This is a genomic window from Micromonospora taraxaci (assembly GCF_007830095.1).
In the GTDB taxonomy this organism is placed as follows: domain Bacteria; phylum Actinomycetota; class Actinomycetes; order Mycobacteriales; family Micromonosporaceae; genus Micromonospora; species Micromonospora taraxaci.
On the sequence record NZ_VIWZ01000001.1, the window covers coordinates 4657007 to 4682534 of the forward strand.

Consider the following 25528-nt stretch of genomic DNA (forward strand, 5'->3'; position numbering starts at 1 on the left):
TTCCTCTCGTCGTCACCCGGCGAGGCCCAGCAGTCGGGCCGCGTTGTCCTTGAGGATGCCCGGGAGCACGTCCGGCTTGAGATCGGTCGCTTGCACGTCGCGCAGCCACCGGTCGGGGGTGAGCAGGGGGTAGTCGGTGCCGAAGAGCACCCGCCGCTTCAGCACCGAGTTGGCGTAGCGCACCAACTCGGCCGGGAAGTACTTCGGGCTCCAGCCGGACAGGTCGATCCAGGTGTTGTGCTTGTGCGTGGCCACCGACAACGCCTCGTCCTGCCAGGGCACCGACGGGTGGGCCATGATGATCTGCAGGTCGGGGAAGTCGGCGGCGATCGGGTCGAGCAGGATCGGATTCGACAGGCCGAGCCGCAGACCGTAGCCGCCCGGGGTGCCCGCGCCGATGCCGGTCTGCCCGGTGTGGAAGAGCGCCGGGACGCCGGCCCGCTCGAGGAGACCCCACAGCGGCGCGTACTCGTCGTGGCTGGGGTCGAAGCCCTGCACTGTGGGGTGGAACTTGAAGCCGCGTACGCCGTCCTCCTCGATCAGTCGGGTGGCGAGGTCGAGGGCGGCCTCCCCCGTACGCGGGTCGACCGACCCGAACGGGATGAGCACGTCGGCGTGCTCGGCCGCCGCGCGGGCGATGTCGGCGCTCGACAGTGGCTGGTGCTTCAGTTGGGTACGCGCGTCGACGGTGAAGACGACTGCCGCCATGCTCCGCTCGCGGTAGTACCGGGCCACCGCGCCGACCGCCGGCCGTGGGCCGTCCGTCCGGAAGTACGCCGACGCCGCCGCCACGAGAGGTTCGGGCAGTGAGGCATGACCGTGGTCGTCGACCTCGATGTGTACGTGCATGTCGATCGCCGTGACGGTGTCGAGGTCGATCGCGGGCTGGTACATGGGGCCAACCTTCGTCGGGCGGGTCAGGACGTCGCGGGCTCGAACTCCTCGGGGAGTTTCGGGAAGCGTTCGCCGACGCTCTGCTCGGCGTCGGCGAACGTCGTCGGCCAGGCGTCCACGAGCGCGTCGTACGTCCAGCCGCCCTCGCGGTGCGCGGTCACCGCCGCCTCCGGGTGGGTCCAGATCTGCAGGCGGTCCCCGCCGACCCCGATCACCTGGCCGGTCACCGAGGCCGCCGCGTCGGAGCCGAGGAACGCGACGAGCCCGGCGACGTCGTCCGCCGTGCCGAACCCCAGGTCGTGTCGGAAGAACGCGGGCATCGGCTCGCCGTTCGCCTCGGCGCGTACCGCCGCCGCGAAGTAGGGGACGGTGGCGGTCATCGCGGTCGCGGCGACCGGGACGACGGTGTTGGCGGTGATACCGGCCCGCTTGAGCTCCAGCGCCCACGTGCGGACCATGCCGACGATGCCCGCTTTGGCCGCCGCGTAGTTGGTCTGGCCGAAGGTGCCCCGCTGCCCGGTGGGTGACCCGACGCAGATGATCCGCCCGCCCTCGCCGGCCTGCCGCATGTGCTGCACCGCCTCGCGCACTGTGGTGAACGTGCCGCGCAGGTGCACGTTGACGACGGTGTCGAAGTCGTCGTCGCTCATCTTCCACAGCACTGTGTCGCGGAGGACGCCGGCGTTGGTGACGAGGATGTCCAGCCGCCCGAAGTGCTCGACCGCCGTGCTGACGAGTTCCTTCGCGGTCTCGGTCGGACCGACCGGCGCGACCACGGCGACGGCCCGGCCGCCGGACGCCTGGATCCCTGTCACGGCGTCGGCCGTGGCCTCGGCGTCGACGTCGTTGACCACGACTGCGGCACCACGCCGCGCCAGCTCCCGCGCGTAGGCGAGGCCCAGGCCCCGTGCGGCCCCGGTGACGATGGCGACTTTGCCGTCCAGTGACATGAGCGCTCCCTGTCGTCGATGGTGGCCCTCCGGGTACTACGCGCACCGGCAACGTAATGCAGAATTTGATCGGGCGTCAACGATCTGCAGTCTTTCCCAGCGCCCGGGAGAGCGCTCGGCCCGCCGCCCGCACCAGCGGGGCCAGCGCCACCGGGTCCGCCCGGTCGTGCGCGACCACCAGCGAGATCGCCGCCACCACACCCTCCGGTACGCGGATCGGCGCGGCCACCGAGAGAGCGTCCATCGTGACCTGACGGTCGCTGACCGCGTACCCGACCCGGCGCACCTCGGCGAGGCAGCGGCGTAGCCGCCTCGGGTCGGTGATGGTCATGTCGGTGTACCGCTCCAAGGGCGCGGCCAGCACCTGCTCCTGCACCTCGACAGGGGCGTGGGCGAGCAGGACCAACCCGACTCCGGTGGCGTGCAACGCGAAGCGTCCGCCCACCCGGGTGAGCACGGGTACCGCGTGCCGCCCGGAGATCCGTTCGATGAAGACGAGTTCGAGGTCCTGCCGGACGGCGAGTTGGACGTTCTCGTGGGTCACCTCGTACAGGTCCTCCATGACCGGCAGGGCGAGTTCGCGCAGCCCCAGACCTCGTGGCGCGAGGGAACCCACCTCCCACAACCGCAGGCCGATCCGGTACCGCCCGTCGTCGCCGCGCTCCAGGGCGCCCCACGCGACCAGCTCCGCGGCACGTCTGTGCACAGTGGGCACCGGCAGACCGGAGCGGCGGGCCAGCTCGCTCAGGGTCAACGCCGGAGTGGCCGGGCTGAACGCGTCGAGCAGGGCCAGCACCTTGCTCGTCACCGACCGTCCCGGTTGTGCGCGCACCTCGCCATCATCCCCGCCCGCGCCGGCAGGTCACAGCTCCAGCACGAGTCGGGGCGTACGGGCCCGGGACACACAGATCATCATCATGTCCCCGGCGGCCCGCTCCTGAGCGGTGAGCAGGCTGTCGCGATGATCCGGCACACCGTCGAGCACCGGTGTCTCACAGGTGCCGCAGGTGCCCTCCCGGCAGGACGAGAGGACAGACACGCCGGCCTCCTCCACCGCCTGCAGGATCGGTGTGCCCGGCGGCACGGTGACCGTCTTCCTGGAGAGCACCAGCTCGACCTCGATCGTCGTCTCCTCCCCGCCGGTGGTGGCCAGCGGGGTGAAACGTTCGACGTGCAGCCGACCGGGCGGCCAGCCGAGGCACCGCTCCTCGACCGCCTTCAGCAGTGGTTCCGGGCCGCAGCAGTAGACCAACCGGTCGTCCGGCCGACCCAGCAACCCGGCCAGGTCGAGCAGCCCGGTCTCGTCCTGCGGACACAGGTTCACCCGGTCGCCGTACCTCTCCCGCAGGGTGGTGGCGAAGGCCATGGTGGCGCGGCTGCGTCCCCCGTACACCAGCTGCCAGTCGGCGCCCGCGGCGTCGGCGGCGGCGACCATCGGTGCGATGGGGGTGATGCCGATGCCGCCGGCGACGAAGAGGTATCGCCGGGCCGCGACCAGCCGGAAGGTGTTGCGGGGCCCGCGCACTCGGACGGTCGCGCCGACGGTGAGCCGCTCGTGCGCCAGCCGGGAGCCGCCGCGCCCGTCCGGTTCCCGTTGCACGGCGATTCGCAGGACCGACCGGTCCGCCGGGTCGCCGCAGAGTGAGTACTGGCGGGTCAGGCCCGCCCCCAGCTCCAGGTCGATGTGCGCGCCCGGTGTCCAGTCGGGCAGGTCGGCACCATCCGGCCGGCCCAGACTGATCGCGACGACCTCCGTCGCCACCTGGTCGCGGCGCGTGACCACCAGCTCCACACCGGCCAACTCGTCCATCGTCACGCTGGCATCGCCAACCGGGTCGGCGGGTCGGGTGCCGGCACGGCTGCGGCCTGGTGGCCCTGCGGGTGGCCCAGCAGCCACTCCCACAGCTCGATCGGCTCCTCGGCGAGGCGCTCGGCGCCGCAGTGACAGCTCCCCCGCAGGATGTCGGTGCCCGGCAACCAGTGGACCCGGTAGATCCGCTCCCCGGCGTGGGAACTCATTGCGGCGCTCCCACCGTCCCCGACTCCACCAGTCGGGCCAGCATCCGCCGGGCGGCCAGGCCTCCGGTGTCGATGTTGATGCTCAACTCCTGGTACCGGTCCGGCTCGGCGGCGATCACCTTCTCCAGGATGTCGAGCGCCCGCACGTCCTGCATGACCACTGTGTGGTTGCTGTCGTGCAGGTACTCGCTGACCGACTCGTCGTCGATCGCGAAGTCGCGCGCCACGGCCCAGAAGTCGTAGGTGGTGTGCTCGGTCGACGGGGTGATCGCGTACACGATCTCGGCGTGGAAGGCCTCGTTGTCCTCGCCCTCGGCCGGCGGGTAGACGCCCTGCGGAGCGATCCGGCTGTGCAGGAGGTACAGGCAGGGCGGGTGGTACTCGATGTCCTGCCACCGGGTGATCCGGCCCTGGATCCCGGTCGAGCGGGCGTAGAACGGCGGGCACGCGGCGTCGTCCATGTGCCGGCTGACGTGGACGACGCCCCGATCCTCGTCCACAGTGGTGGTGATCGGGGTGTTCGCCACCTCCGGCGTGCCGATGTAGCCACCGTGCAGGTACGTCTCGTGGGACAGGTCCAACAGGTTGTCCACCAGCAGGCCGTACCGCGCGTTCAACGGGGCCATGCCCCGCACCACGGCGTACCGAGGGTCCGCCAGCCACGGCGCGCGGGGAATCGCTGCCGGATCGGCCCGGTCCAGGTCGCCGATCCAGACCCAGACGAAGGAGTCCTGTTCCACCACCGGGAAGGAGACGACCCGTGCGGTGCGCGGGATGCGCTGCTGACCGGGTACGAAGACACACGCGCCGGTCGGGTCGTAGGTGAAGCCGTGGTAACCGCAGACGATCGTGTCGCCGTCGAGCCGACTCTCCGACAGCGGGTAGCGCCGGTGCACGCACCTGTCGGCGAGAGCCACGGCCTGTCCGGCACCGGTGCGGTACAGCACCAGCGGCTCTCCGAGCACCGTGCGGGCGAGCAGGTCCCGCCCGACCTCACTGCCGTAGGCCGCCACATACCACTGGTTACGAGCGAATGCCATGCGACCGGACCTCCACGCAGACGAACGTCGATGGAGCCGAATCATCCCGTGCGCCGTCGGCGGTGGGGACCGGAGCTTTCACTGGGTGAAAAGCCCGGCGTTCGTCTTCACCGGCCTCGGCCGGCCGCAGGTGTGTGGCTGCCGCGCTCAGGGCCCGGCAGCCACACGACGCGTCACTTGTTCTGCTTCTCCTGGCACGGCACGCAGAAGCGAGCATGCGGGAGCACTTCGAGCCGCTCGGCCGGGATGCTCTTGCGGCACCTCTCGCAGAGGCCGTAGGTGCCGTCGCTGATCCGGCCCAGCGCACCGGTGATCTGCTCGATGTTGCGGCGGGCGGCCGCCAGCAGCGCGGCTTGGTTGTGGGCCTCGCCCGGGTCGCCGGTGTCCGCGTTGAGCTCGGTCAGTTCCCGGAGCCGGGCCGTCTGTGTGGCGAAATCGTCCGCCAGGGACGCTCGCAGATCAGCCAGCCAACCCTGGTCGACAGTTCGATGATCGAGGCTCATGGCCTACCTTTCCGAAAAGGGGTGCAAAAAAAGAAAAAGGCCGAAGCTCTGATGGCTTCGCCCTGGCGGTCGTTCTGGGATGCAACGATTCCGCGGGAGGGTCTCGGCCGGTTCGCACCGGGCTGGACAGCCGGTGTGTGGGCGCGGTGTGAGACGCGCGGACGACCGGCACCCGCAGGTCGGCCGTCAGGCGGGCCGCCGTCGCCATCCGGGCAGCACCGAATGCCGCCACCTCAGTGACGGCAGGCGAGCGGAGAGTCACCGGCGGCATGCCCTCCACCATAGGGCGGCGCTCGCCGCAATGCCAATGCCCGGGACCCGTCAGCCCCGCTCCAGGCGGGAGCGGGGCTCGGAGCCAGCGGGACGGTGAGCGAGTCAGTTCTGGATCGAGAACGTCGCGACGACGCCGTTGTGGTCGGACTTCGTGCCGCCGACGATGTCGTAGCCGGTCATCCACATGAGCTGATAGTCGGGCAGCCGCTTCCAGAAATAGACGTAGTCGATGTGCCGGTTGCCGTGCGTCCCGGTGCCCTTCTCGCCGTGGAGGTTGTAGTTGGAGCGCAGGTTCGGCAGCTCGTTGGCCTCGAAGACCTGCCACGGGAACTTCGCGTACCCGTAGCTCCGGTCGGCGCTGAAGTCGACGTTGAGGTCGCCGCTGACGATGACCTGGCCCTCGGCCTGCTTGGCGACCGCCAGGTCCTTGAGGTTCTGGAACTGCGCCTCGGCGCACCTGGTGCGGGGCAGGTCCTCCGGTCGGCCGGCGGATTCGATGCCGGCGACCGCGTGGGCGTTGATGTGCGTCACGGCGCGACCGGTGGCCTTGTGCCGGTACCTGACCCAGTTGTTGTACCGCGCGGGCGGCACCTCACCCGGACCGTTGGTGTCACAGACGAAGACCGAACCCTTGTCGAGTACGTCGAACATGCTCTTCTTGGCGATCAGCGCCTCTCCGGCCTGGTTGGTGCCGCCCGGCGCGTACAGCCACCAGCCGTTGTTCGCGGCCCAGCTCTCCAGGAAGGCCTTGCGGTTGCCGACCTCGTTGAGGCCGACGACATCCGCCGTGGACGCGATCAGGTTCAGGTCGTGGACGAAGTCCGCCTGGCTCAGCCCGTTGTAGATGTTCAGCGTCGCCGCCTTGAAGGCCACGTTCGCGGCGGCCGCCGGTGTGGCTGGCAGCAGGGCCGCCACCAGTGTCACCGCGCTCGCGACAGCACCCAGGGCGCGGATGGACCAGGCTGTTGTCTTGCGCATCGACTCTCCTTCGCCCGAGCCGCCGTCGATGGCGACCAGCGACGCACACTATCGATTCACATCGACATGGCGTTGAACACCGGGGAACAGACGATGGACAGGACGGCTCGGTCGTCGGAGATTCTGTCCCCCCGAGACCGGGAACCACCCCGGGCGTCGTCGACACCCGGGGCGGCGGCCGGTTGTTGCCAGCGGTGAGTCGTGGCGATCGACGTCAGCAGCCGAGACGTTTGGTCGAGAGGGCGATGTCGTCGATCCACAGGTCGAACTGGCCCGGCGTGGTCCCGCCCTGGTAGAGCTGCCAGCCGATCTTCACGGTGTTCACCGTCGGCAGGACGAAGGGCACGTCGTTGCCCCCGTGCTCGGTCGTGGAGGCGGTCAGTTCCGGGTTCGCCACGCCGTCGATCCACACGGCGACGCGGTTGTCCGTCGGGTCGAGTTTCCACTCGAAGCACTGCCAGGTGTCCTCGGTGACCGGGGCGGACTCACGCCAGTTGGTCCAGTCCCCGGTCGGGCCGCCGTCGGCACCCACACCCCAGAAGATCCCCGGCACCGTGGGCGCGTACTGGCCGCCGACCGGACGGACGACCTCCGAGCTACCCGCGCCGGTCGCCTCCACCAGCGTGAAGTGCGCCCAGTCGGGGGCGGTGGGGAAGGCGTCGACGCGCAGCCGCATCCGCCCGTAGAAGCGGTTACCGGGTGCGGCGAAGTCGTCGACGCGCAGGAAGGCGCGCCCGTTGTCGACGGTGCGGACGTGCAGAACCTGGTTGCCGCGCCGGCCACGCTCCACGGTGAGCGTGCCGTTGCGGGTGTCGACGCCCCAGTCCAACGTGCTGGCACCGCCCGGCGGGAGCCGCTCGAAGTCTTCACAGAAGAGCAGGCCACGGGTGGCGCACGAGCGCTGGGAGGCGCCCGACGCGCTCGCCGGGACACTACCGGCGGTTGTGCCGAGGATCAGGGCTGCGGTGAACACCGCGAGGTAACGGCGCATGGTCATCCTTCATGACATTGGGCCCCCACCTCAGCGGCCAGGGGCGGGAACGGCTCTCCCGAACATGGCGATCGCCGCCTGCCTCGTCGCCGGCCGGGTGCGCCGACCTGGCGCATCGGACATTCCGGTGTCAGAGGTCGTGGCGCGACGCGCGTACGTCGGGTAACTACCCGTCGTCGTGGAGATGGCCCGGCGGTGCGGCGTACGCCCGCGGACGAGGCGGGGTTGCCTGCACTGGGCTCCCGTGCTGACCGTTCCCAGCGCGGTTGCCCCCGCGCTGCGGCCGAGCCATTCCAGCACACCCGCAACCACCCCGGCAACATCGACACGCACCTCTGCCCGCCCGTCCTCACCGAGTGGGCGGGCCCGCTTCGCGCTGTCCGCGACCTACGGGCCGGGAAGGACTTGACGCGCCGACGTCCATCACTCATGGTCGATCAGGCATCGACAAACCCGAATGCGTGACACGGGGAGGACTCATGAAGGCTCTGGTCACCATCGTCTCGGCGACGGCCCTGCTACTCCTGGCCACGGGCAGCGCGTCGCACGGTCGGCCGACGGCCGACGCACCCTGCGCCGGGCAGATCCACGCCAACCCCGGGTTCGAACGCGGCACCACCGACTGGACCGCCGGCCCCCGCATCGTCGTGTTCGGCGACGCGGCCCGACCCGCGCACACCGGCCGCGCGTACGCCACCTTCGCCGGGCTGGACGTGACGCGTAGCGACCTGCTGCGCACCACAGTCACCGTGCCCGCCGACTGCGACCTGACCGTCCGCTTCTGGGTACGCACCACCACCACGGAGACCACCCGCGGCGACTACCTGAACGTCGGACTGGCCGTCACCGGGATACCCCCGAAGACGAGGTTCTCGCTGGCGTTCGACGGCGGGGCGCAGTGGCGGCAGTACAGCATGTCGAGCGGCAGGGCGAGCACCGAGCGCACCGCGACGGTCAGCTTCCTGGCCAGCGAGACGGCCGGCAACGGCGTCACGACCTTCGACGTCGACGACGTGACCTTCACGTTGGGCTGACCACCTGCTTGCCAGCCCGTTCAGTGGGGTACGGTCGGCCGCTCGGGTGGTTTGCCGCTGGCGCGCATCATGTCGGAGACGGCGATAGCGGCCAGAACGAGAACGGCGACGACGGCCACGGCCAGCGGCGGCACGAGGGTCACGGCGGGCGCGATCCCGGCGAGCACGAGTGCGCCGATCAGCCGGGAACGGGAGACCCGGGCGAACACCGCGTGTTCCGCCAGGGCACGCCCGATCAGGAACAGGATCGGCCCGCCGAGGATGGCAACGGTCCAGGCTGCCTCGGTGCGCCCGAAGGGGTGCCTGATCACGATTTCGTAGCCGACGGCGACCGCGACGATGCCCGTGACCATGAGGACGTGTGCGAGGAACGCCTCACGGATGAGACGGGGTGGTTCGCGAGCGGCGGCGAGCGCTTCGGGTAACAGTTGGCCCGCCTTGAAGAGATAGACCCGGAACAGCAGCACGGTGGTGACGAACGAGACGGCGAAGGCCGCGGCGGCACCACCCTGCTGAGGCGAGGTGTCGCTGTAGGCCGATCCGGTCGTCAGGATGAGCTCGCCGAGGGCGATGATGAAGAACTGCCGGTACCGCTCGGATATGTACTCGGCGGAGACGGGCCACTGCTGTGGAGTGCGCAGGGTCCACGGCGCGGGGTAGAAGAGCAGCAGTGCCGTGCCGTCGATGGCGATCGCGAGCGCCCACAGCAGCCCGCGAGCCGGGTCCGGCAGAATCGCGCCGGCGATCCACGGAAGGGCGGACAGCGAGAACCAGAGGAGCACCCCGGCGGCGCGGCGCTGCGCCGCGTGACCGCGCAGCGCCGGCACGATGACGAGACCACGGATGATGTGGACCGCGACGTACGCGCCGGCGAACGCCAGGCTCCCGTCGCCGAACGCCCGGGGCACCGCGACCGCCATGATCATGGCGCCGAGCATGGCCGTGTAGACCATCCCCTGGAGCTGCGGCGTCTGCAGGTCGTAGATGTCGGTGACCCACGCCGTGACGAACCAGAGGACGAGGAAGGCCAGCAGCAACAGCACCGTCTCGCCGGCTTCAACGAGGACCCCTCGCCGCTCGGTGAGATCCTCCACCAGCCGGTGGGAGACCCGGTTCAGGGCGAAGACGAACACCAGGTCGAAGAAGAGCTCCAGGAGGTTCGGCCGCTCAGGTTGCCCTGGCTTACGAAGCAGCGCTGCCGCCTTCGTTGACATACGGCCGCCGATCCTGCCAGCTTCGTTCGTCCTCCGAGAATTGATACCATTCCCGACGTTCTGCCGGGGCTGTTACCGCCAGCAGCCGCGTCCTTTCACCCGCCTGGGCAGCCCCGTCAGGGCCACGGGGTCAGGGCCGCGGAATGACGGCCGTCGCCACGACGACGCTGTTGATGATGGTCGCGGTGACGGTACGGGCGACCGCTTCGGCAGCGGCACCGGCTCCCCAGTCGCCCTGCTCGAGTTCCTTCGCGCGGTTGATCACCGGGGAGGTCCAGGGGATGTCGCGGTCGAACTGGGGCAGTGTTCCGCTCGCCGACAGCAGCGCCCCGAGGGCAGCCACCCGGGGTCGCGGTTCGACGCCCTCGACGAGCACGTCGCGTACATCTCCGAGGAGCACGGACCGACGGCCGGTCCCCCCGTCCTCCAACGCCGTCGTGGTGAACAGGCCGAGGGTCCGGCGGCGTGTACGACGGATGTCGCCACTGTCGACGAGGCGGTCGAGCACCGGGCCGCGCAGCGTCGGCCCGACCGCCGCGAGGACGGTCTGCACACCGCGGGGCTTCTGCGCGACGTAGTCCCACGCGGAGCGCAGGATCTCGTCCGACGGCGGGCGGTCCGCGACGGCCTCGACCCGCGTCGACGAGCCCCGGCCCGAGGTGCGCACCTGTTCCCCGAGCGCCAGGTCGGCGAGCACCGCCCCGGCGAGTACGTAGAAGAGCGTGTTCTCCCCGGCGATCACCCCGCTGCCCCGGAAGCCGGCGTTCGGCTGGAACAGGAGCAGCAGCAGGTCCTCGGCGAGGCTCGCCTCCGCCCCGTACCCCATGTCTTGTCGCGTGGCCATCGGTCCTACCTTTCACGGTTGTGGTCGTCGGCGCTGGGATTCTCGCGGCGTGGCTAGCGGCGGGGCTCCCAGCGGAAGAGCCGGTTGGCGAGCAGGACGGCGACGACGATCCAGGACAGGGTCGGCGCCAGCAGGACGAGAGATTCGCTCAGGGCTATGCCGCCGTTCCAGGCGTTCACTGTCAGCTCGGTGGCCGCGCCCCCCGGCAGCAGCCGCTTGAGCACTGTGAGGTCGGCGGTGCCGGTGGTGCCGACCCAGGTGGCGACACCGATCACGCCCAGGCTGACGGGCAGGGTGGTGACCTGGGCGTGCTCCGGTGAGTTGGTCAGCCCGGCGGTCGCCAGGGCGAGACCGATCATCATGGCCAGGGTCGCGAGGACCGCCACCGCCAGCAGGACGACGTTGCCCGGCTCGCCGGTGATCGCGGCCAGCACGGTCAGGATCGCGGTCACCTGTACCAGGGCAATGGCGGTGGCGGGCAGCAGCAACCCGGCGAGGATGCCGGTGTCGCCTTCGGCGGTGGAGCGCAGCCGCTTGAGGAACAGGTTCTGTCGCCGGGACGCCAAGGTGGTGACAGCAGTGGTGTAGAGCCCGAAGGCGGCCACTGTGAACATCACGATGGCTGCGATGTAGCCGAGGCTGCCGATGGCGGCGAAGGTCTCGTGCTGGCGGACGAAGAGCGCGCTCACCGCCACGGGGATGATGAGGCCGGTGACCAGCACCAGCCGGTTGCGGAAGATCTGGATCAGCTCGCCGAATGCGATGGGAAGCATGATTCTGGTCCTTAACGGGTCAGGAGTTGGCAGCGGGCGTGCCGCTGATGGCGCGGAAGACGTCGTCGAGCCGAGTCGCCCCGGCCTGGAGGTCCCGCAGTTCGACGTCGTGGTCCTGCGCCCAGCGGAGCAGGGCGTGCAGGTCGTTCTGCAACTCGAAGGTCTCGATCACGACCTTTCCGTCGTGGCCGACGACGGCCTGCGACGGCAGCGTGGACACCGGCGCTGCCAGCTCGAAGCGGATGACGGCCGGCAGGGTGCGGGTCAGCTCGGAGACGGTGCCCTCCCGGTGGAGGGTGCCTCCGTGCATGAGCCCGATGCGGTCGGCGCGCTGCTGCGCCTCCTCCAGGTAGTGGGTGGTGAGCACGACTGTGGTGCCGTTCTCGCGGAGCCGGTCCACAGTTGCCCACAGGGCATCGCGGGACTGGATGTCCAGGCCGGTGGTCGGCTCGTCCAGGAAGATCAGCTTCGGGGTCCCGTAGACGGCGGTGGCGAAGTCCAGCCGCCGCTTCTCCCCGCCGGAGAGCTGTGCGACCTTCCGGCCGGCCCGATCGGTGAGATCGACGAGGTCGAGCACCCGGTCGACGTCGTCGGTACGGCGGGTGAGCCGGCCGATGAGGTGCACCGACTCCCGGACGGTGAGGTCCGGGGAGAATCCGCTCTCCTGGAGCATGACACCCATCCGGGGACGAACCGCCCGCCGATCCTGCGGGCTGCGCCCGAAGATTCGTACGGTGCCGGAGGTCGGGGCCCGGTGGCCCTCGATGGTCTCCAGCGTCGAGGTCTTGCCCGCCCCGTTCGTGCCGAGCAGCGCGTAGAGCTCGCCGGGCCGCACTTCGAAGGAGAGGTCCTTGACGGCGTGGAAATCACCGTAGGTGAGGTTCAGCCGGTCGACTTCGATGACTGGTGTGGTGGACATGTACCCATGACAGCGCGGATCCGCGCCGGCCGTCAGTGGCGCTGCGTCACCACCGCTTGTGACGCGGTGTCACTGGTCGTCGCCGATGCTTGCCGGATACTGAGGTGGTGACCGCACGATCGGAGCGTTTCACCGAGTCGACGCAGGGACGGCTGCGCCGGCTCACCCTGGTGACGTCGCTGCCGCCGGTCCTGATCGCCGCGGCGGTCCTCCTGTTCAGCGACGCGCACACCTGGTGGCATTTCATCGTCCTCGCCCCCGGTGTCGTCGCGGCGTTGGTGGCCTTCGAGCGGTGGACCGCGAACGACCTCGCCCGGGTCGCCCTTCCGTGTCTGACCGTGGCGGCGGCGGTGTGGCCACTGGGGGTGCTGGTGACCGGCAGCCCCAACGCGTACTGGGGGTTCTGCGCCGTGGGCTCCCTGGCCCTGCGCGAGGTGCGGCGGAAGGTACGGGCATCTGTCGCGCTCCTGTTCTACGTGGCTGCCGTCGGCGCGACACGGCTCCTGGTGGAACGCGACGACGCGGGCGCCGTCCTGTTCACCTACGTCCTCGTGCCGACCGTCATCACCGTCCTGGTGACCGTCCTGACGGTCGTCGGCGAACGGTTCTACGACCTCATCCGGGAGCTCGAACAGACCCGGGAACGCGAGGCGGAGCTGGCTGTCGTCCGGGAACGTGTCCGGTTCGCCAGCGACCTGCACGACATCCAGGGTCACACCCTGCACGTCGTCAAACTGAAGATCGCGCTGGCGCGGAAGCTGCTGCTCGCTGACGCCGGGCGGGCGGAGAAGGAGCTCCGGGAGACGTACGCCCTGGTCAGCGACACCATCACCCAGACCAAGGACCTGGCGTACGCCCAGCGGCGGCTCAACCTCTCCACGGAGCTTGAGAACGCGAAGAACCTGTTCGAGGCGGCGGGCATCCGGGTGCGGGTGACGCGGGAGGCCGAGGTGAACGTCGGCGCCAGCGAACTCTTGGGTCAGGTGTTGCGGGAGACGACGACGAACATCCTGCGGCACGCGCAGGCCACCCAGGTGCAGATCACGCTCTCCGAGTCGGGCATCACCATCGTCAACGACGGAGCGACCGGTGACGGCCCGGGCGAACTCAGAGGACTGTCCGCCCTGCGGCAGCGGGTGGCGGGTGACGGGGGTGAGTTGACCGTGGAACAGCAGCAGGGGCGGTTCCGGACGGCTGCGGTGTTCCCGCCCGCCCGTGCCCGCACGTCAGCGGGCGCACCGGAGGGCGGGCGATGACGACGATCGTGCTCGCCGACGACGAGGCGCTGCTCCGGACTGCGCTGGCCACGCTGCTGCCGATGGAGGGCGACATCACCGTCCTCGCCGAGGCGTCCGACGGTGCGACGGCGGTCGAGGCGACGCTGCGACACCAGCCCGACGTGCTGGTGATCGACCTGGAAATGCCGGGCGTGGACGGGCTCGGCGCGGTCGCGCAGATCCGTCGTGAGCGTCCCGAGCAGGTCGTCCTCATGCTGACCCGGCATGCCCGGCCCGGCGTGCTGCGCCAGGCTCTGAAGCTCGGTGTGCAGGGCTTCGTCAGCAAGTCCGCCGAGCCGTCGCACATCACCTCGGTCATCGCCACCCTGCACGCCGGCAGACGCTGGATCGACCCGGAGGTGTCCGCGCTGGCCGTCATCGACGACTGCCCGCTCACCGAACGGGAGATCGACGTGCTGCGGGTGACCGGCGAGGGCTACTCGGTAGCCGACATCGCCGCCCGGCTGCACCTCGCGCAGGGCACCGTGCGCAACTACCTCTCCAACGCGATGCAGAAGACCCAGACCCGGACCCGCCACGAGGCGGCGCGTTACGCCCGGGAACACGACTGGCTGTGACACCACCACGTCGGGACCCATCGTGTACGCAACCGGGTGGCGGAACGCGAAACACACCTAACCCGACAATTTCTCCCCTAGGTTCGATGCGCAGGAGACCGCCGAACCGGGGAGAGACGTGGACAGCTATCCGGCGATCGAAGATCACGGGCTCATCGGCGACCTGCAGACCGCCGCGTTGGTGACCTGCGACGGGACGGTCGACTGGTTCTGTGCGCCCCGCTTCGACTCGCCGAGCATCTTCGCCGCGCTGCTCGACAAGGACAAGGGCGGGTACTTCCGTATCGCGCCATGCGACGTGCGGTACGTGACCAAACAGCTCTACCTTCCTGGCACACCCATCCTGATCACCCGGTTCATCAGCGCGGACGGCGTGGCCGAGGTGATGGACTTCATGCCGGTCACCGGCGAGCGGGCCACCGACACGCACCGCCTGGTCCGCCTCGTCACCATGGTCCGCGGCAGCATGCGCTTCAAGGTCGAGTGCCGGCCCCGGTTCGACTACGCCCGCGAAGAGCACCAGTTGGAGACCCACCGCCACGGCTACATCTTCCGCAGCAGATCGGCGAGCCTGACGTTCAACCCGGTCGACCCGGTCCGGCACCTGATCGCCGAGCGCGGCGACGTCCGCCTCGAGAACGGCGACCTGGTCGCGTACGGCACCCTGAACCAGGGCGACACCGGCGGAGTGGTCCTGGAGACGGGCGACGCCGACCCGCGGATCTTCTCGCCCGAAGAGGTCCAGGGGATGTTCGAGTGGACCCGGGACTACTGGCGGCGCTGGCTCGAACGCTCGCGCTACACCGGCCGTTGGCGGGAGATGGTCGAGCGCTCCGCCATCACGCTGAAACTCATGACGTACGCCCCGACCGGGGCGATGATCGCCGCACCCACCGCCGCGCTGCCCGAACTCGTCGGCGGAACCCGCAACTGGGACTACCGCTACACCTGGGTCCGCGACACGTCGTTCTCGGTGCACGCGCTGCTCGGCCTCGGCTTCACCGAGGAGGTCAGCCGGTACATGGACTGGCTGGACGAGCGGATCCGCGAGGCCGGCGACCTCCAGGACCCCCTGAAGATCATGTACCGGGTGGACGGCTCCTCCGACCTGCACGAGGAGACCCTCGATCACCTGGAGGGCTACCGCGGCTCGCGTCCGGTGCGCATCGGCAACGGCGCCGCCGACCAAGTCCAGCTCGACATCCACGGCGAGGCGCTCTACGCCATGCACCTCGCCGACGAGCAGGGCATCCGCGTCTCACACCAGGTGTGGAAGAGCACCGTCCGCCTGGTCGACTGGCTCTGCCGCCACTGGGACCAGGCCGACGCCGGTATCTGGGAGAGCCGCCACCATCCCCGCAACTACACCTTCGGCCGGGTGATGTCCTGGGTCGCGCTGGACCGGGCCGTCCGCCTGGCTACCCGGACCGGCCGGCCCGGAGACATCACCAGCTGGAGCGACCAACGCAACCGCATCTACAACCAGGTCATGGAGCGCGGGTACGACCGGGGTCGCGGCACCTTCGTGCAGGCGTACGACGAGAGCGTGCTGGACGCGGCGTTGCTCGCCATGCCGGCGGTCGGTTTCGTCACGCCGAGCGACCCCCTGTGGCAGTCCACGTTGGCCGCGATCGAGCGCGAACTCGTCTCCGACAGCCTGGTCCACCGGTACGACCCGGTCCACTCCCCCGACGGCCTCCCCGGTCACGAGGGCACCTTCAACATGTGCACCTTCTGGTACGTCGAGGCGCTGGCCCGTTCCGGTCGCCTCGACGACGCCCGACTCACGTTCGAGAAGATGTTCACCTTCAGCAACCACCTGGGTCTGTACGCCGAGGAGATCGCGTCGACAGGTGAGCAGATCGGCAACTACCCCCAGGCGTTCAGCCACCTGTCGTTGATCAATTCGGCGCTGACACTCAACGACCTGCTCGACGCCGAGGCCGACGCCCACCGCCGCCGGTAGCACGGGCAGCCATCCGCAGCCGGAAACGCCCGTGGATGGCGGCCTGGGGCCACGGCCCGGAGGATCATCGCCATGGGTCGCAGGCCTGCCGAGCGGGCGCGCTGGTCACCGATCAGTGGCGCCGATCTGCCCGATCCATCGACGGACCGCCGAGAAATCCGCTTCGGCCAGACCCACGTACGGGTCGACGCGTTGCAGCAGCGCCCTCACCGGGTGGTGTGCCGCGACCCATCGGCGGTCAGCATCGCCTATCTCGTCGTCAAGCCAGACGAACGGGCGGCCGGCTGCCCACCGGGTAAGGAATGCGGTCTTCCAGTGCAGGCCGTGCTCCGGATCCCCGTCGTCGTCCGGCCATTCGACGACCGGTAGATCGGGGAGCCCGAGCCGTGGCGAGATGACCTCGTTGGCTTCCGCCATCCATGTCGTCGCCCAGACCAACTGGCAGCCCAGCGCCAACAGCATCCGCCCGTCATCTGGCTCAAGCCGATCGAGCAGCGGGTTGCCGGTACGGTCCAGTTGCCGCACATCCGCACCGCGCGACGGACGCTGCCGGCTGACCCGCCGGGCCCGGAACGGGATCAACGGTCCGTCGACATCCACGAAGATCAACGGGCTCTTTGCACGGCCAGCGATCACGCTCGAACCGTATCGTGGGTCCATCCGATCTGCGCCAGGTGGGCAGGGAGAACGGCCGCCCGCAGACCGGATCTACCCTTGCGGTCATGGCCCGCTTCTACCGTCGTCGCTGGGACGAGACGCGCGGCGACGAGTTCGACGCCTGGGGCCAGTCGGTCTGGTTTCTCGAGGTGGACGACGACGGTTGGCCGGTTCGGCAGATCGTGGTGTACGACAGCGGCCCGGTTCTCCGCTACGGACCCGGACGTGAGGAAGACCAGTTCGGTGGCCTCGGACAGGCGAGCCTGGATGATCTCGGTGAGGACTGGCGCCGGTTCGTCATCGCGAGAACCACTTTCGAGGACGCCTGGGACTCCGCCGGCTGAACGCCCGAGCCTTCAGACGGTGGCTCGGGAACCAGTGTCCGATGTGGCGGCGTACAGGTCTGATGACAGAGGTAGGTACGGCTGCGAGTGCACCGCGGGCCGCACAACCGGTCTCTCGACGTGTGGATCCGGCCGATGGAAGTGCGGCCTCAGTTCCAGCCTCTTCCAGCCCGAGTCCATGCCTCCTGGTCCACTGGCCGAGGACCCTGTTGCAGCCACGTGGTGATGCGCTGGGCGTGTTCCTCGGGGGTCCCAGCGGATGACTCCAGGCGGAGGGCCTCGTCGAAGTACGGGAACGCATCGGCCCGCTCGCGGACGAGCGCTTCGTCGAGATCCGTGGCTTGGCGACGCTCCCGGAATCGGCTCACGGCCTCTTCGGGCGTCACGAAGAACTCGACGACCCAGAGCGATGCAGTGGAGCCGGCCAACGCTTTCAGGAGACTTGCTCGCTGCTCACGCCGAGCGTAGGTGCACTCAAGGACCACAGTCTCCCCACGATCCACAAGCATGCGGGCGAGGAGATGTGCGCCGTGGTAGGCGCGCAGGCGATCGTCACGGTTTCGATCGGATCCAGGGAACAGGAGGTCGAAGAGGGTGTCGACCGCCAGGTGGACCCGACGGTGACCCGGGAAGGACCGCTCGGCAGCCAGAACCGCCCCTGCCGTGGTCTTGCCCGAGCACGGAGGGCCCGAGAGCACGACGATCCCGTCGTCCAGTTTCACGGATGCCTCCCGCCCTGAAGTCTGCTGGCGTTTTGAGCTTGGCTCGGAGCCCTTCGGTGTCAACACCAGAATGGACGAGGGCTACCGAACCACCCTCTCACGCAACGCGGTAGTACTCGTCGAGGAGAGCCGCGTAGCGCCCAGCGTCGTAGGATTCCTGCACCCAGGCGATCTCGTCGAGGATCTCGCGGGCTTCATCGGTGTGCAGAGCTCCGACGTACTCCCGGGTCCTGGCCACGCCTGCTCCCAGCATCAACTCGACGTCGATGGCACCTGTCGCATCCATACTGGTGCCGCGTGCGCGGCTCACCAGCAGCGCGTCCTCGACGGCGCCGGCGTGCCAGAGTTGGACAGCGCAGATCCGCATCAGCTGCGTGTTGCCGGGAACCGTGCCCGTCCCCGCGTAGAAGTCTGCCTCGTGCCGGGTCTCGCGTATCAGGATGTCCCGAACGATCGGAACGCGGCCAGCGTCGACGCGAAGGCCATGGGCCGCCAGGTACTCGTCGGCGTCCCGCTCGTGCTGCTCGATGATGTCCATCCCCACCCGCCGTGTGTAGCAGGAGCGGAGCCTTTCGGCCAGCAGACGTACGAGTCGAGCGGTATGAACGGACGGCACCGAATTGCGAGCGACAAGCGGCACCGGTGCTGGTAGGCATGACCCGGTGAGCAAGAATCCGCAGTCGGACGTCGGCATGTACGACGCCTTCGCCGAGGAGTTCCTCGAACACGCCAGTGATGGCGCCTACAACGCCTACTACGACCGGCCCGCTGTGCTGTCCGTCCTGGGCTCCGTGCGTGGCCTCGCGGTCCTCGACCTGGGCTGCGGGCCGGGGCTGTATGCCGAGAGCCTGGTGGCGCAGGGTGCTCGCCGGGTCGTCGGTGTGGATGCCAGCGCGGCGATGGTGCGGTTGGCGGGTGAGCGGGTTCGCGGGCCGGTCGAGTTCCGTCGACACGATCTCAACACCCCGATGGCGTGGGCCACCGACGGGGAGTTCGACGTGGCAGTGATGCCGTTGGTGCTGCCCCACGTCGACGATCGGGTCGGTGCCCTGCGGGAGGTCGCCCGGCTGCTCCGGCCCGGTGGGCGGCTCGTCGTCTCCACCCATCACCCCATGGACGACTGGCGCCGTCTGGGCGGGAGCTACTTCACAGTGGAGAGGGTGCGGGAGCAGTGGAACAAGGGGTGGGAGGTGGCCTACTGGCGTCAGCCGCTGGACGTGATGTGTGACGAGTTCCGCGAGGGGGGTTTCCTCATCGAGCGGATCCATGAACCGCGACCGTCGGAGCGGATGCGCGAGCGCTACCCGGAGGTCGCCGCTCGCCTGTCGTCCTGCCCCGCCTTCGTCGTGTTCTCGTTGGTGACTGCGTTCGGTCGATCGCGTCGCGACCCCGACGGAGGGTGAGGCCGGGACGGTTCGCCGCGGGTCAGGCCGTCACCCCGCTGACGCTCGTCGTCACCGCCGAGCCGGTCCAGGACCACTCGCACCCGCGTCGCGACGTCGGCGCGGGGCAGCTCCACGCACCGGTAGCCGACCTCACGGTACGCCTCGACGATGGCCGCGTGGATGTCCTGCGCCTGCTCGAAGCTCTCCCACCGTGCCTCGTCACGCCGGTAGATCGCGCGCCATGGCGGTGCCACGAAGACCGTCGGGTGATACCGGAAGCGGGCGACGGCGGCGTGGAAGTGAGCCGGCACCGGCTCGGCGCGGGCTCTGATGAATCCGACGGTGCAGGGAATCGCATGATCGAAGAAGGCGGTCCCGCCGATAGCGCGGGCGTCCTCGTGGGCGCGCATCCCCATCGCGAGGACCAGTTCGTCGAAGAGGGCGGGATCGTTCCAGGGAAGCAGGCGGCCGCCGATCGCACGTTGATCGGTGACGATGGCGCGGCCCGCTTCGGGTACCGCCCGGAATCCCTCCAGGTGCAGCGCGTCCACCAGGGCGGTCTTGCCGGACCCCGGTCCGCCGGTGATGACGACGAGGCGACTGTCCTGCGTCTCGTGATAGCTCATGATTCGCTCTCCCCGTCGCCACCTGATCCCGCCGTGGGCAGCCGCCTCTCGGCGATCGACAAGCCTAACCGCGTCGAGCGGAGTCACAATGTGCTGACGATGGATCTGTCGTGTCGCCACGGGGTCATCGGGGTCCTGGCGTGGCAGCATCAGCTGTCTGACGCCACCGGACGCCGCCGTATCGGAGATGCTGATGAGACCCGCCCGCCACTTCACGGCTGCCGCGATCGTGGTCGACGACGACCGTCGGGTGTTGCTGGTCCATCACAACAAGATCGGGGTGTGGATCTATCCAGGAGGCCATCTGGCCGAGCAGGAGGATCCGGTGGAGGCGGCGGTGCGTGAGGTCCGCGAGGAGACCGGCATCCGCGTCCGTGTCGTCGACCGGCAGCCGTTCGTCCATCCTGCGGCCCGGACGATTCCCTCCCCGTTCGCCATTCTCGAGATAGACATGAAGACCGCCGCGCTCGAGGTCCACCACCACGTCGAGATGATCTACGTCTGCCGACCTGACGAGGGCACCCTACGTCCACAACTGAGCGAGGTCAGCGCCTGCCGCTGGTTCTCGGAGGCGGAGGTCGAACACCTCGACACCCCACCGGAACTGCCCGCACTGGTAACGGCCGCGCTCGACTGGTTGGGCACCCGCAACGAGGAATGACGTCGGCGTCGCAACCGGAATCACGACACTTCACACCCGCCAGTGGGCGTGGGACCATCCGCTGGGGCTTCCATCCGCCGACAGCGAGGGGCCATGCATGACAGACCGCGAGCCCGGCTCCCACTCTCTCGAGAACCTCACCATCTCCCTCACGCTGGCCTGTAACCAGGCATGCCAACACTGCTGGGTCGACGCCGGAAAGGCACAGCCCGGCGAGCTCGACGACGACGAGATCCGGTCGGTTCTCACGCAGGCGCGCGGCCTGGGCGCTCGGCACGTCAAGTTCACCGGCGGTGAACCCCTGCTGCGTCCGGGCTTCGTCGACCTGATGCGCTGCGCGTACGACCAGGGGTTCCGCATCTCGTTGGAGACGAACGGCACCGTCCTGAGTGAGGCGACGCTGGGCGAGCTCACCCGGATCGGTGACCGGCTACACCTCTACGTCAGCCTGGACGGCGCGTCGGCGGCCACCCATGATTCCTTCCGTGGGCAGCGCGGCGCATTCACACGTACTGTCGACAACCTTCGCCGGCTGTGCGACAACGACCTCTACTTCTCCATCCACACTGTCGTCCGGCGGGGCAACCTGCACGAGATCCACGACATTCTCGACCTGGCCGGCGACCTGGGCGCGTCCCAACTGAAGCTGATCCTCAGCGTGCACGAGCTGGGGCGTGGCCACGGCCTCGCCAAGGACGTCATCGGCGCCGACGAGCTGTTCGACCTCCTGGCCCGCCTGCCGCCGCAGCGCCTCTGGGACTACGCCTGGGATCCGCACCGATCGCGCACGCCGGTGCTGATGACCACCCTTCCGCCCGCTTTCCAGCCGGGCGGCGCGACGACCACCTGTGGTTGGAGCAAGTCCTTCCTGGCCGTACTCGCCAACGGCGAGGTGGCCATCTGCCAGGGCATGTACGAGTTCGACCAGGCCAAGGCCGGCAACGTTCGGGATCGCTCGCTGGCCGACATCTGGCAGGAGAGTCCGCTGTTCACCAGCACCCGGGCCTGGCAGGTCGACGACCTGCACGGGGTCTGCGGCAACTGCGCCGTCGCAGAATCGTGTCGTGGGTTGTGCCGGGCCAGCGCCATCGCCCGCTACCGCGACCTGCGTGCGCCGTACCCCCTCTGCCAGGTGCTCTACGACGGCGGCCACTTTCCCGCGACGATGTTGCGCGACGCCGCTCGTCCCACCCCGTACGCCGACGCGGAGCCGGCGGCGGAGGGCGGGCCGGGTCGGCGTCTGCTCCCGCTGACAGCGCTGTCCTCGACCGGCCCCGGTGGTCGGTGAAGCAGGCGGTCTTCGTGGCGCCGCGCCGCGTCGAGGTCCACGACGTGCCCGAGCCCCGGCGGGCTGCTCAGGAGGTGCTGGTCTCGGTCGGCGCGTGTGGGATCTGCACGTGGGAGCAGCGGGTGTTCCGCGGCGTTCGACCCGAGTACCCGCTCCTCGGCGGGCACGAGGTGGGAGCGGTAGTCCTCGACGCGCCTCCCTCGACGGGCCTGCAATCGGGCGAGGTGGTCGCCGTCTCACTGCTTCCGCGTTGCGGTGACTGCCCGTTCTGCCGGGCCGGCCGGAGCAACCTGTGCTCGTACGCGAAGGCCGCGGCGCCGCGGCGGCAGCCCCAGGGGCCCAGGGGTATGTCCGACCTGCTCGTGGTCCCGCATGTCGACGTCTTTCCCGTCGGACCGGCGGCGACGTGTCAGGACGCCGCGTTGGTCGAGCCGACGGCCTGTGTCGTCCACTCGCTCGATCGAAGCGGATGTCGACCGGGAGATCTGCTCGCCGTGTTCGGCCTCGGGTTCACCGGGGCTCTTCACCTTGCCGCCGCCCGCGCCCGCGGCCTGCGCACGGTCGGCGTCGCCACAGCCCGCGACGCGGACGGACGTGCGCCGGTCGAAGCGGATGTGGTCGTCGAGCCGGACGGGCGGGACCCGGCGCGGAGCATTCGCGACGCGGTCGGATCGGAGGTGGCTGCGGCCGTCGTCACCCGTGGCGGCATCGCGTCGATCGAGGCGGCGCTGGAGGTCGTCGGACTCGGCGGTCAGGTGGTCCTGTTCGAGTCCGTGGCCCCGTCGGTTCCGCTCGACCTCAACCTGCCGCGCCTGCGCAGCGGAGAGATCTCGTTGACCGGTTCCGTGAGTCACACCCGGGAGGACTTCGCCGCAGCCGCGGCGCTGGTGGCGTCCGGGGCCGTGCCGACCCAGGGCCTGGTCGGCCGAGCCTTCGAACTGGCGGACGCCCAGCAGGCGATGCTGCACGCAGTGACTCACCCCGGTCGTCGGACGATGGTGCTGCCGAGAGCTCGGTGACGACACCGTCTCATCTCGACCGATGGTCCGATCACGAGGTGGCGGCGAAGCCCTACGGTGCTAGGCATGCTGGCAGATGTCCTCGTGCGGGCCGTGGAGACGGCGGTCGGCGCCCACCTCCGCAAGCGTGACTTCGATCGGCGGCTGCGAGCGGCCACCGAGCGCGCGGTGGACCGGTTCCGCGACCGGCACCTCTCGGTCGACCGGGAACTGACCCTGTTCCTCCTGGACGACGCGCCCGTTCTGGACCTGCCCAGCGTCGGTGAGGCTCTGCGGCAGCTCGTGTTGTACCCGGCCCGGTCGGAGGACCAGGCGAGCCAGGACTTCGCGCAGGTGCTCCGACGGTTCGCCCCGGCGGTGAACGAGGAGAGGGTCGACCGGGCGTTGCAGGAACTGGTCCGCTGCCTACGCGACGAGCTGCAGCACCTGCCGGAGCTCCAACCGTCCTTCGCCCTGATGTACCAGCAACAGCAGCTCGAGGTGTTGCGGGCGACGGCTCGGCCGACCTCCCCGTCACAGAGCGACCGATCGTCGCGGCACAACCTGCCACACCGGACGTACCACCGGCTCGTCGGGCGTGCCACGGAGCTTGAGCTGGTGCTCAAGCGGATGCGTCCCGAGGATCGGACGTGGGTGGTCGTGATCGACGGCATCGGGGGCGTGGGCAAGACGTCGCTGGCCCTGGAGGCGGCGTACCAGCTGATCGACGGCGACCCGGGGCAACGGCAGTTCGACGCGGCGATCTGGGTCTCGGCGAAACAGACTCTGCTGACGGCACACGGCATCAACACGCGGCAGCCCGAGCTGGCGGTGCTCCGGGACCTGTTCACCGTGATGGGCTCGGTGCTCGGACGCGGCGAGCTGATCCAGATGCCGTTCCGCGAACAGCGGGCTGTCATCGGGGAGCTGCTCTCCGGTGACACCAGGGTCCTACTCGTCCTGGACAACCTGGAGACCGTCGACGATGACGAGATCGCCGCCTTCCTGCGCGACCTGCCCCAACCCACCAAGGCGATCGTCACGTCCCGGCACCGCCTCGACGTCGCCTACTCCCTACGCCTGTCCGGGCTGCCGGTGGATGAGGCGGCGCAGTTGATCGCCGCCCAGGCCGACCAGCGTGACCTGGTGCTGAGCCAGGCGGAGGCGTCCGCTCTCACTCGCAAGACGGGCGGTATTCCGCTCGCCATCGTCTGGAGCCTGAGCCTGATGAACCTCGGGCACTCGGTCGAGTCCGTGCTCCGACGCCTCGGCTCCGGTCACAGCGACATCGCCGCGTTCTGCTTCCGGGAGAGCGTCCGGGCGCTGGAGGGCACGGAGGCGTTGTGGGTGCTCGCGGCGATCGCCATGTTCGAGGATCCCGTGGACCGCACTCTCCTCGGCCGCGCGGCGGGCCTCGGCGAGGACGTCGTCGCCCGGGACGACGGCATCCAGACGCTCATCCAGCTGTCACTGATCGATCTGCGGGCCGGCATGTTCACGCTCCTGCCGCTGACACGGACCTACGTCGAGCGCCTCCTGGACGAACAACCCGACCTCCGCGACCGCGTACGTGCCGCCTGGCTGACCACCATGCTGGAGGTCGCCGCCCAGTACCGGCTCCCCGATCCGAGCTGGCGTGATCTCACTCGGCTGCGCTCCCTCGGCCCGCACCTACACGTCGCGTACGGGTGGGCGCGTGACAGCGGGCAGGTCCACCACGCGCTGGCGCTCGCCGGTGCGGTGCTGGCCGACCTCGACGCCGTGGGCCGGTGGGACGACCTGCTCGCGACCTGCGCGGAAGTCGAAAGCTACGCCTCCTCCACGGCCGCCGACGATCTCGTCCTGCACACCGGCTGGTACCAGAACTGGATCTACGCGCAGCGCGGCGAGTTCGACCAGGCGTGGCTTGCCCTCGACCGGGTCTCGCACCTGCCCACGACGCCCGAGGAACGGTTGCGCCATCAGGTCTGCTGCGCGCAGACATGCCGTCGGGAGGGACGCCACAAGGAGGCCGCGGCGCACCTCGACCAGGCGCAGGCGTTGGTGCCCGACCTCACCACGCCTGCGGCGTCCGGCCTGGTGGCCCACCTGACCTTCGAGGCGGGGAAGCTGGCACGCGACCTGGGCGACTGGGACGCCGCCGAGCGCGCCTTCCGCGAAACCAGTCGAGTGTTCGATCCCGAGGCGGTCACCCGGGCGTTGGCCGACGGCGAGACGCCGACGTATGACCCCGAGTGGGCGGTACGCGTTCTCGGCAACCTCGGCGTGGTCGAGCATCGCCGCGACAACCTCGCGTCGGCCTCGGCGTTGCTCCAGCGGGCGGTGGACTTCACCCGGGAACACGGCAGTGCGTCCAACCTGGCCACCCTCCTGATCCGTCTCGCCGACGTCCAACTGGACCAGGGCCGAGTGCACGAGGCTGCCCAGACGCTGGGCGAGGCGACTCGGCTCGCCGGCCGACTCGGGATGCGGGAGGAGGAGCGGGCCGGCGAGCGGCTGACGCTGAAGCACCGTGCTCTCGGCGGAGCGGCGGCACCAGAGGGTGGCTCCGGGTCGACGTCGACCGGATGAGGGCGAGTTCGACGGCGGCCATT

At 69.6% G+C, this 25528-nt stretch carries 27 protein-coding genes; 10 read left to right on the top strand and 17 right to left on the bottom strand.

The window, feature by feature from the left end; all coding sequences use genetic code 11:
• Positions 1 to 12: 12 nt before the first annotated feature.
• From FHU34_RS21060 to FHU34_RS21100, 9 genes are all read right to left on the bottom strand, one after another.
• Positions 13 to 894, bottom strand: a complete 882-nt coding sequence (locus FHU34_RS21060; protein ID WP_145783218.1) for an amidohydrolase family protein — start codon at positions 892 to 894, stop codon at positions 13 to 15.
• 23 nt (positions 895 to 917) lie between these two features.
• On the bottom strand, positions 918 to 1844 hold the full coding sequence (locus tag FHU34_RS21065; RefSeq protein WP_145783220.1) for an SDR family oxidoreductase: 927 nt from the start codon (positions 1842 to 1844) through the stop codon (positions 918 to 920).
• A gap of 76 nt (positions 1845 to 1920) precedes the next feature.
• The gene (locus FHU34_RS21070; RefSeq protein ID WP_145783222.1) at positions 1921 to 2676 is read right to left on the bottom strand and encodes an IclR family transcriptional regulator; all 756 of its coding nucleotides are present in this window, start codon (positions 2674 to 2676) and stop codon (positions 1921 to 1923) included.
• 30 nt (positions 2677 to 2706) lie between these two features.
• On the bottom strand, positions 2707 to 3654 hold the full coding sequence (locus FHU34_RS21075; protein WP_145785714.1) for a PDR/VanB family oxidoreductase: 948 nt from the start codon (positions 3652 to 3654) through the stop codon (positions 2707 to 2709).
• 2 nt (positions 3655 to 3656) lie between these two features.
• Entirely contained in the window at positions 3657 to 3863 is a 207-nt protein-coding gene (locus FHU34_RS21080; RefSeq protein ID WP_145783224.1) for a hypothetical protein, read from the bottom strand.
• Positions 3860 to 4903 carry an aromatic ring-hydroxylating dioxygenase subunit alpha gene (locus tag FHU34_RS21085; RefSeq protein WP_145783227.1) on the bottom strand — a complete coding sequence of 348 codons (1044 nt, stop codon included), beginning with the start codon at positions 4901 to 4903 and terminating at the stop codon, positions 3860 to 3862. The genes FHU34_RS21080 and FHU34_RS21085 overlap by 4 nt, the downstream gene beginning before the upstream one ends.
• 173 nt (positions 4904 to 5076) lie before the next feature.
• Entirely contained in the window at positions 5077 to 5406 is a 330-nt protein-coding gene (locus tag FHU34_RS21090; protein ID WP_145783229.1) for a TraR/DksA family transcriptional regulator, read from the bottom strand.
• Between the two features lie 375 nt (positions 5407 to 5781).
• A complete protein-coding gene (locus FHU34_RS21095; RefSeq protein WP_145783231.1) occupies positions 5782 to 6657 on the bottom strand; it encodes an endonuclease/exonuclease/phosphatase family protein in 876 nt (291 codons plus the stop codon).
• Positions 6658 to 6871: 214 nt separating this feature from the next.
• Entirely contained in the window at positions 6872 to 7648 is a 777-nt protein-coding gene (locus FHU34_RS21100; RefSeq protein WP_208745048.1) for a hypothetical protein, read from the bottom strand.
• A 479-nt stretch (positions 7649 to 8127) separates the two neighbouring features.
• Between FHU34_RS21100 and FHU34_RS21105 the strand changes: the two genes are divergently transcribed.
• A complete protein-coding gene (locus FHU34_RS21105; protein WP_145783235.1) occupies positions 8128 to 8682 on the top strand; it encodes a hypothetical protein in 555 nt (184 codons plus the stop codon).
• 20 nt (positions 8683 to 8702) lie between these two features.
• Here FHU34_RS21105 and FHU34_RS21110 read toward each other — a convergent pair whose 3' ends face one another.
• The 4 genes from FHU34_RS21110 to FHU34_RS21125 all read right to left on the bottom strand — a co-directional run bounded on the left by FHU34_RS21110 (position 8703) and on the right by FHU34_RS21125 (position 12432).
• Positions 8703 to 9896, bottom strand: a complete 1194-nt coding sequence (locus tag FHU34_RS21110) for a low temperature requirement protein A (protein WP_145783237.1) — start codon at positions 9894 to 9896, stop codon at positions 8703 to 8705.
• Between the two features lie 130 nt (positions 9897 to 10026).
• Positions 10027 to 10740, bottom strand: a complete 714-nt coding sequence (locus FHU34_RS21115; RefSeq protein WP_208745049.1) for a GOLPH3/VPS74 family protein — start codon at positions 10738 to 10740, stop codon at positions 10027 to 10029.
• Between the two features lie 53 nt (positions 10741 to 10793).
• Positions 10794 to 11513: an ABC transporter permease gene (locus tag FHU34_RS21120; protein WP_145783239.1), complete on the bottom strand. Its 720-nt coding sequence runs from the start codon at positions 11511 to 11513 to the stop codon at positions 10794 to 10796.
• Between the two features lie 19 nt (positions 11514 to 11532).
• Positions 11533 to 12432: an ABC transporter ATP-binding protein gene (locus FHU34_RS21125; protein WP_145783241.1), complete on the bottom strand. Its 900-nt coding sequence runs from the start codon at positions 12430 to 12432 to the stop codon at positions 11533 to 11535.
• Positions 12433 to 12539: 107 nt separating this feature from the next.
• Here FHU34_RS21125 and FHU34_RS21130 point away from each other — a divergent pair, with 107 nt between their 5' ends.
• The 3 genes from FHU34_RS21130 (at position 12540) to FHU34_RS21140 (ending at position 16253) form a co-directional block, all read left to right on the top strand.
• On the top strand, positions 12540 to 13688 hold the full coding sequence (locus FHU34_RS21130; RefSeq protein ID WP_145783242.1) for a sensor histidine kinase: 1149 nt from the start codon (positions 12540 to 12542) through the stop codon (positions 13686 to 13688).
• A complete protein-coding gene (locus FHU34_RS21135) occupies positions 13685 to 14287 on the top strand; it encodes a response regulator transcription factor (RefSeq protein WP_145783244.1) in 603 nt (200 codons plus the stop codon). Before FHU34_RS21130 ends, FHU34_RS21135 begins: the two co-directional genes overlap by 4 nt.
• Before the next feature lie 118 nt (positions 14288 to 14405).
• Positions 14406 to 16253, top strand: a complete 1848-nt coding sequence (locus tag FHU34_RS21140) for a glycoside hydrolase family 15 protein (protein WP_145783246.1) — start codon at positions 14406 to 14408, stop codon at positions 16251 to 16253.
• Positions 16254 to 16358: 105 nt separating this feature from the next.
• Here the strand turns inward: FHU34_RS21140 and FHU34_RS21145 are convergent, their stop codons facing one another.
• Positions 16359 to 16913 (bottom strand): HAD domain-containing protein, encoded by a 555-nt coding sequence (locus tag FHU34_RS21145; RefSeq protein ID WP_145783248.1) that lies wholly within the window; start codon positions 16911 to 16913, stop codon positions 16359 to 16361.
• A 62-nt stretch (positions 16914 to 16975) separates the two neighbouring features.
• Here FHU34_RS21145 and FHU34_RS21150 point away from each other — a divergent pair, with 62 nt between their 5' ends.
• On the top strand, positions 16976 to 17254 hold the full coding sequence (locus FHU34_RS21150; RefSeq protein WP_145783252.1) for a hypothetical protein: 279 nt from the start codon (positions 16976 to 16978) through the stop codon (positions 17252 to 17254).
• Positions 17255 to 17403: 149 nt separating this feature from the next.
• Here FHU34_RS21150 and FHU34_RS21155 read toward each other — a convergent pair whose 3' ends face one another.
• Together FHU34_RS21155 and FHU34_RS21160 are read right to left on the bottom strand one after the other, a co-directional pair.
• Positions 17404 to 17976 carry a P-loop nucleotide/nucleoside kinase family protein gene (locus tag FHU34_RS21155; RefSeq protein WP_145783254.1) on the bottom strand — a complete coding sequence of 191 codons (573 nt, stop codon included), beginning with the start codon at positions 17974 to 17976 and terminating at the stop codon, positions 17404 to 17406.
• Positions 17977 to 18073: 97 nt separating this feature from the next.
• Positions 18074 to 18514, bottom strand: coding sequence for a hypothetical protein (locus FHU34_RS21160; RefSeq protein WP_145783256.1), 441 nt, complete (start codon positions 18512 to 18514; stop codon positions 18074 to 18076).
• 124 nt (positions 18515 to 18638) lie between these two features.
• Between FHU34_RS21160 and FHU34_RS21165 the strand changes: the two genes are divergently transcribed.
• On the top strand, positions 18639 to 19379 hold the full coding sequence (locus FHU34_RS21165; RefSeq protein ID WP_208745050.1) for a class I SAM-dependent methyltransferase: 741 nt from the start codon (positions 18639 to 18641) through the stop codon (positions 19377 to 19379).
• Here the strand turns inward: FHU34_RS21165 and FHU34_RS21170 are convergent.
• A complete protein-coding gene (locus tag FHU34_RS21170) occupies positions 19277 to 20203 on the bottom strand; it encodes an AAA family ATPase (RefSeq protein ID WP_208745051.1) in 927 nt (308 codons plus the stop codon). The genes FHU34_RS21165 and FHU34_RS21170 overlap by 103 nt on opposite strands.
• On the opposite strand from FHU34_RS21170, the gene FHU34_RS21175 reads away from it, so the two are divergent.
• The 4 genes from FHU34_RS21175 (at position 20181) to FHU34_RS21190 (ending at position 25505) form a co-directional block, all read left to right on the top strand.
• Positions 20181 to 20648: an NUDIX hydrolase gene (locus FHU34_RS21175; protein WP_145783258.1), complete on the top strand. Its 468-nt coding sequence runs from the start codon at positions 20181 to 20183 to the stop codon at positions 20646 to 20648. The genes FHU34_RS21170 and FHU34_RS21175 overlap by 23 nt on opposite strands.
• A 97-nt stretch (positions 20649 to 20745) precedes the next feature.
• Positions 20746 to 21936: a radical SAM/SPASM domain-containing protein gene (locus FHU34_RS21180; protein ID WP_145783260.1), complete on the top strand. Its 1191-nt coding sequence runs from the start codon at positions 20746 to 20748 to the stop codon at positions 21934 to 21936.
• Entirely contained in the window at positions 21933 to 22955 is a 1023-nt protein-coding gene (locus FHU34_RS21185) for a zinc-dependent alcohol dehydrogenase (RefSeq protein ID WP_167524862.1), read from the top strand. The genes FHU34_RS21180 and FHU34_RS21185 overlap by 4 nt, the downstream gene beginning before the upstream one ends.
• A 66-nt stretch (positions 22956 to 23021) precedes the next feature.
• A complete protein-coding gene (locus FHU34_RS21190) occupies positions 23022 to 25505 on the top strand; it encodes a tetratricopeptide repeat protein (protein WP_145783263.1) in 2484 nt (827 codons plus the stop codon).
• Positions 25506 to 25528: the final 23 nt, after the last annotated feature.

Bases quoted from the DNA above. Each gene is read 5' to 3' on its own strand.
- FHU34_RS21180 (WP_145783260.1), top strand. From the start codon at position 20,746: ATGACAGACCGCGAGCCCGGCTCCCACTCTCTCGAGAACCTCACCATC.
- FHU34_RS21125 (WP_145783241.1), bottom strand. From the start codon at position 12,432: ATGTCCACCACACCAGTCATCGAAGTCGACCGGCTGAACCTCACCTAC.
- FHU34_RS21095 (WP_145783231.1), bottom strand. From the start codon at position 6,657: ATGCGCAAGACAACAGCCTGGTCCATCCGCGCCCTGGGTGCTGTCGCG.
- FHU34_RS21065 (WP_145783220.1), bottom strand. From the start codon at position 1,844: ATGTCACTGGACGGCAAAGTCGCCATCGTCACCGGGGCCGCACGGGGC.
- FHU34_RS21085 (WP_145783227.1), bottom strand. From the start codon at position 4,903: ATGGCATTCGCTCGTAACCAGTGGTATGTGGCGGCCTACGGCAGTGAG.
- FHU34_RS21120 (WP_145783239.1), bottom strand. From the start codon at position 11,513: ATGCTTCCCATCGCATTCGGCGAGCTGATCCAGATCTTCCGCAACCGG.
- FHU34_RS21080 (WP_145783224.1), bottom strand. From the start codon at position 3,863: ATGAGTTCCCACGCCGGGGAGCGGATCTACCGGGTCCACTGGTTGCCG.
- FHU34_RS21060 (WP_145783218.1), bottom strand. From the start codon at position 894: ATGTACCAGCCCGCGATCGACCTCGACACCGTCACGGCGATCGACATG.
- FHU34_RS21160 (WP_145783256.1), bottom strand. From the start codon at position 18,514: ATGGACATCATCGAGCAGCACGAGCGGGACGCCGACGAGTACCTGGCG.
- FHU34_RS21145 (WP_145783248.1), bottom strand. From the start codon at position 16,913: ATGGACCCACGATACGGTTCGAGCGTGATCGCTGGCCGTGCAAAGAGC.
- FHU34_RS21175 (WP_145783258.1), top strand. From the start codon at position 20,181: ATGAGACCCGCCCGCCACTTCACGGCTGCCGCGATCGTGGTCGACGAC.
- FHU34_RS21115 (WP_208745049.1), bottom strand. From the start codon at position 10,740: ATGGCCACGCGACAAGACATGGGGTACGGGGCGGAGGCGAGCCTCGCC.
- FHU34_RS21075 (WP_145785714.1), bottom strand. From the start codon at position 3,654: ATGGACGAGTTGGCCGGTGTGGAGCTGGTGGTCACGCGCCGCGACCAG.
- FHU34_RS21150 (WP_145783252.1), top strand. From the start codon at position 16,976: ATGGCCCGCTTCTACCGTCGTCGCTGGGACGAGACGCGCGGCGACGAG.
- FHU34_RS21110 (WP_145783237.1), bottom strand. From the start codon at position 9,896: ATGTCAACGAAGGCGGCAGCGCTGCTTCGTAAGCCAGGGCAACCTGAG.
- FHU34_RS21090 (WP_145783229.1), bottom strand. From the start codon at position 5,406: ATGAGCCTCGATCATCGAACTGTCGACCAGGGTTGGCTGGCTGATCTG.
- FHU34_RS21190 (WP_145783263.1), top strand. From the start codon at position 23,022: ATGCTGGCAGATGTCCTCGTGCGGGCCGTGGAGACGGCGGTCGGCGCC.
- FHU34_RS21100 (WP_208745048.1), bottom strand. From the start codon at position 7,648: ATGCGCCGTTACCTCGCGGTGTTCACCGCAGCCCTGATCCTCGGCACA.
- FHU34_RS21105 (WP_145783235.1), top strand. From the start codon at position 8,128: ATGAAGGCTCTGGTCACCATCGTCTCGGCGACGGCCCTGCTACTCCTG.
- FHU34_RS21135 (WP_145783244.1), top strand. From the start codon at position 13,685: ATGACGACGATCGTGCTCGCCGACGACGAGGCGCTGCTCCGGACTGCG.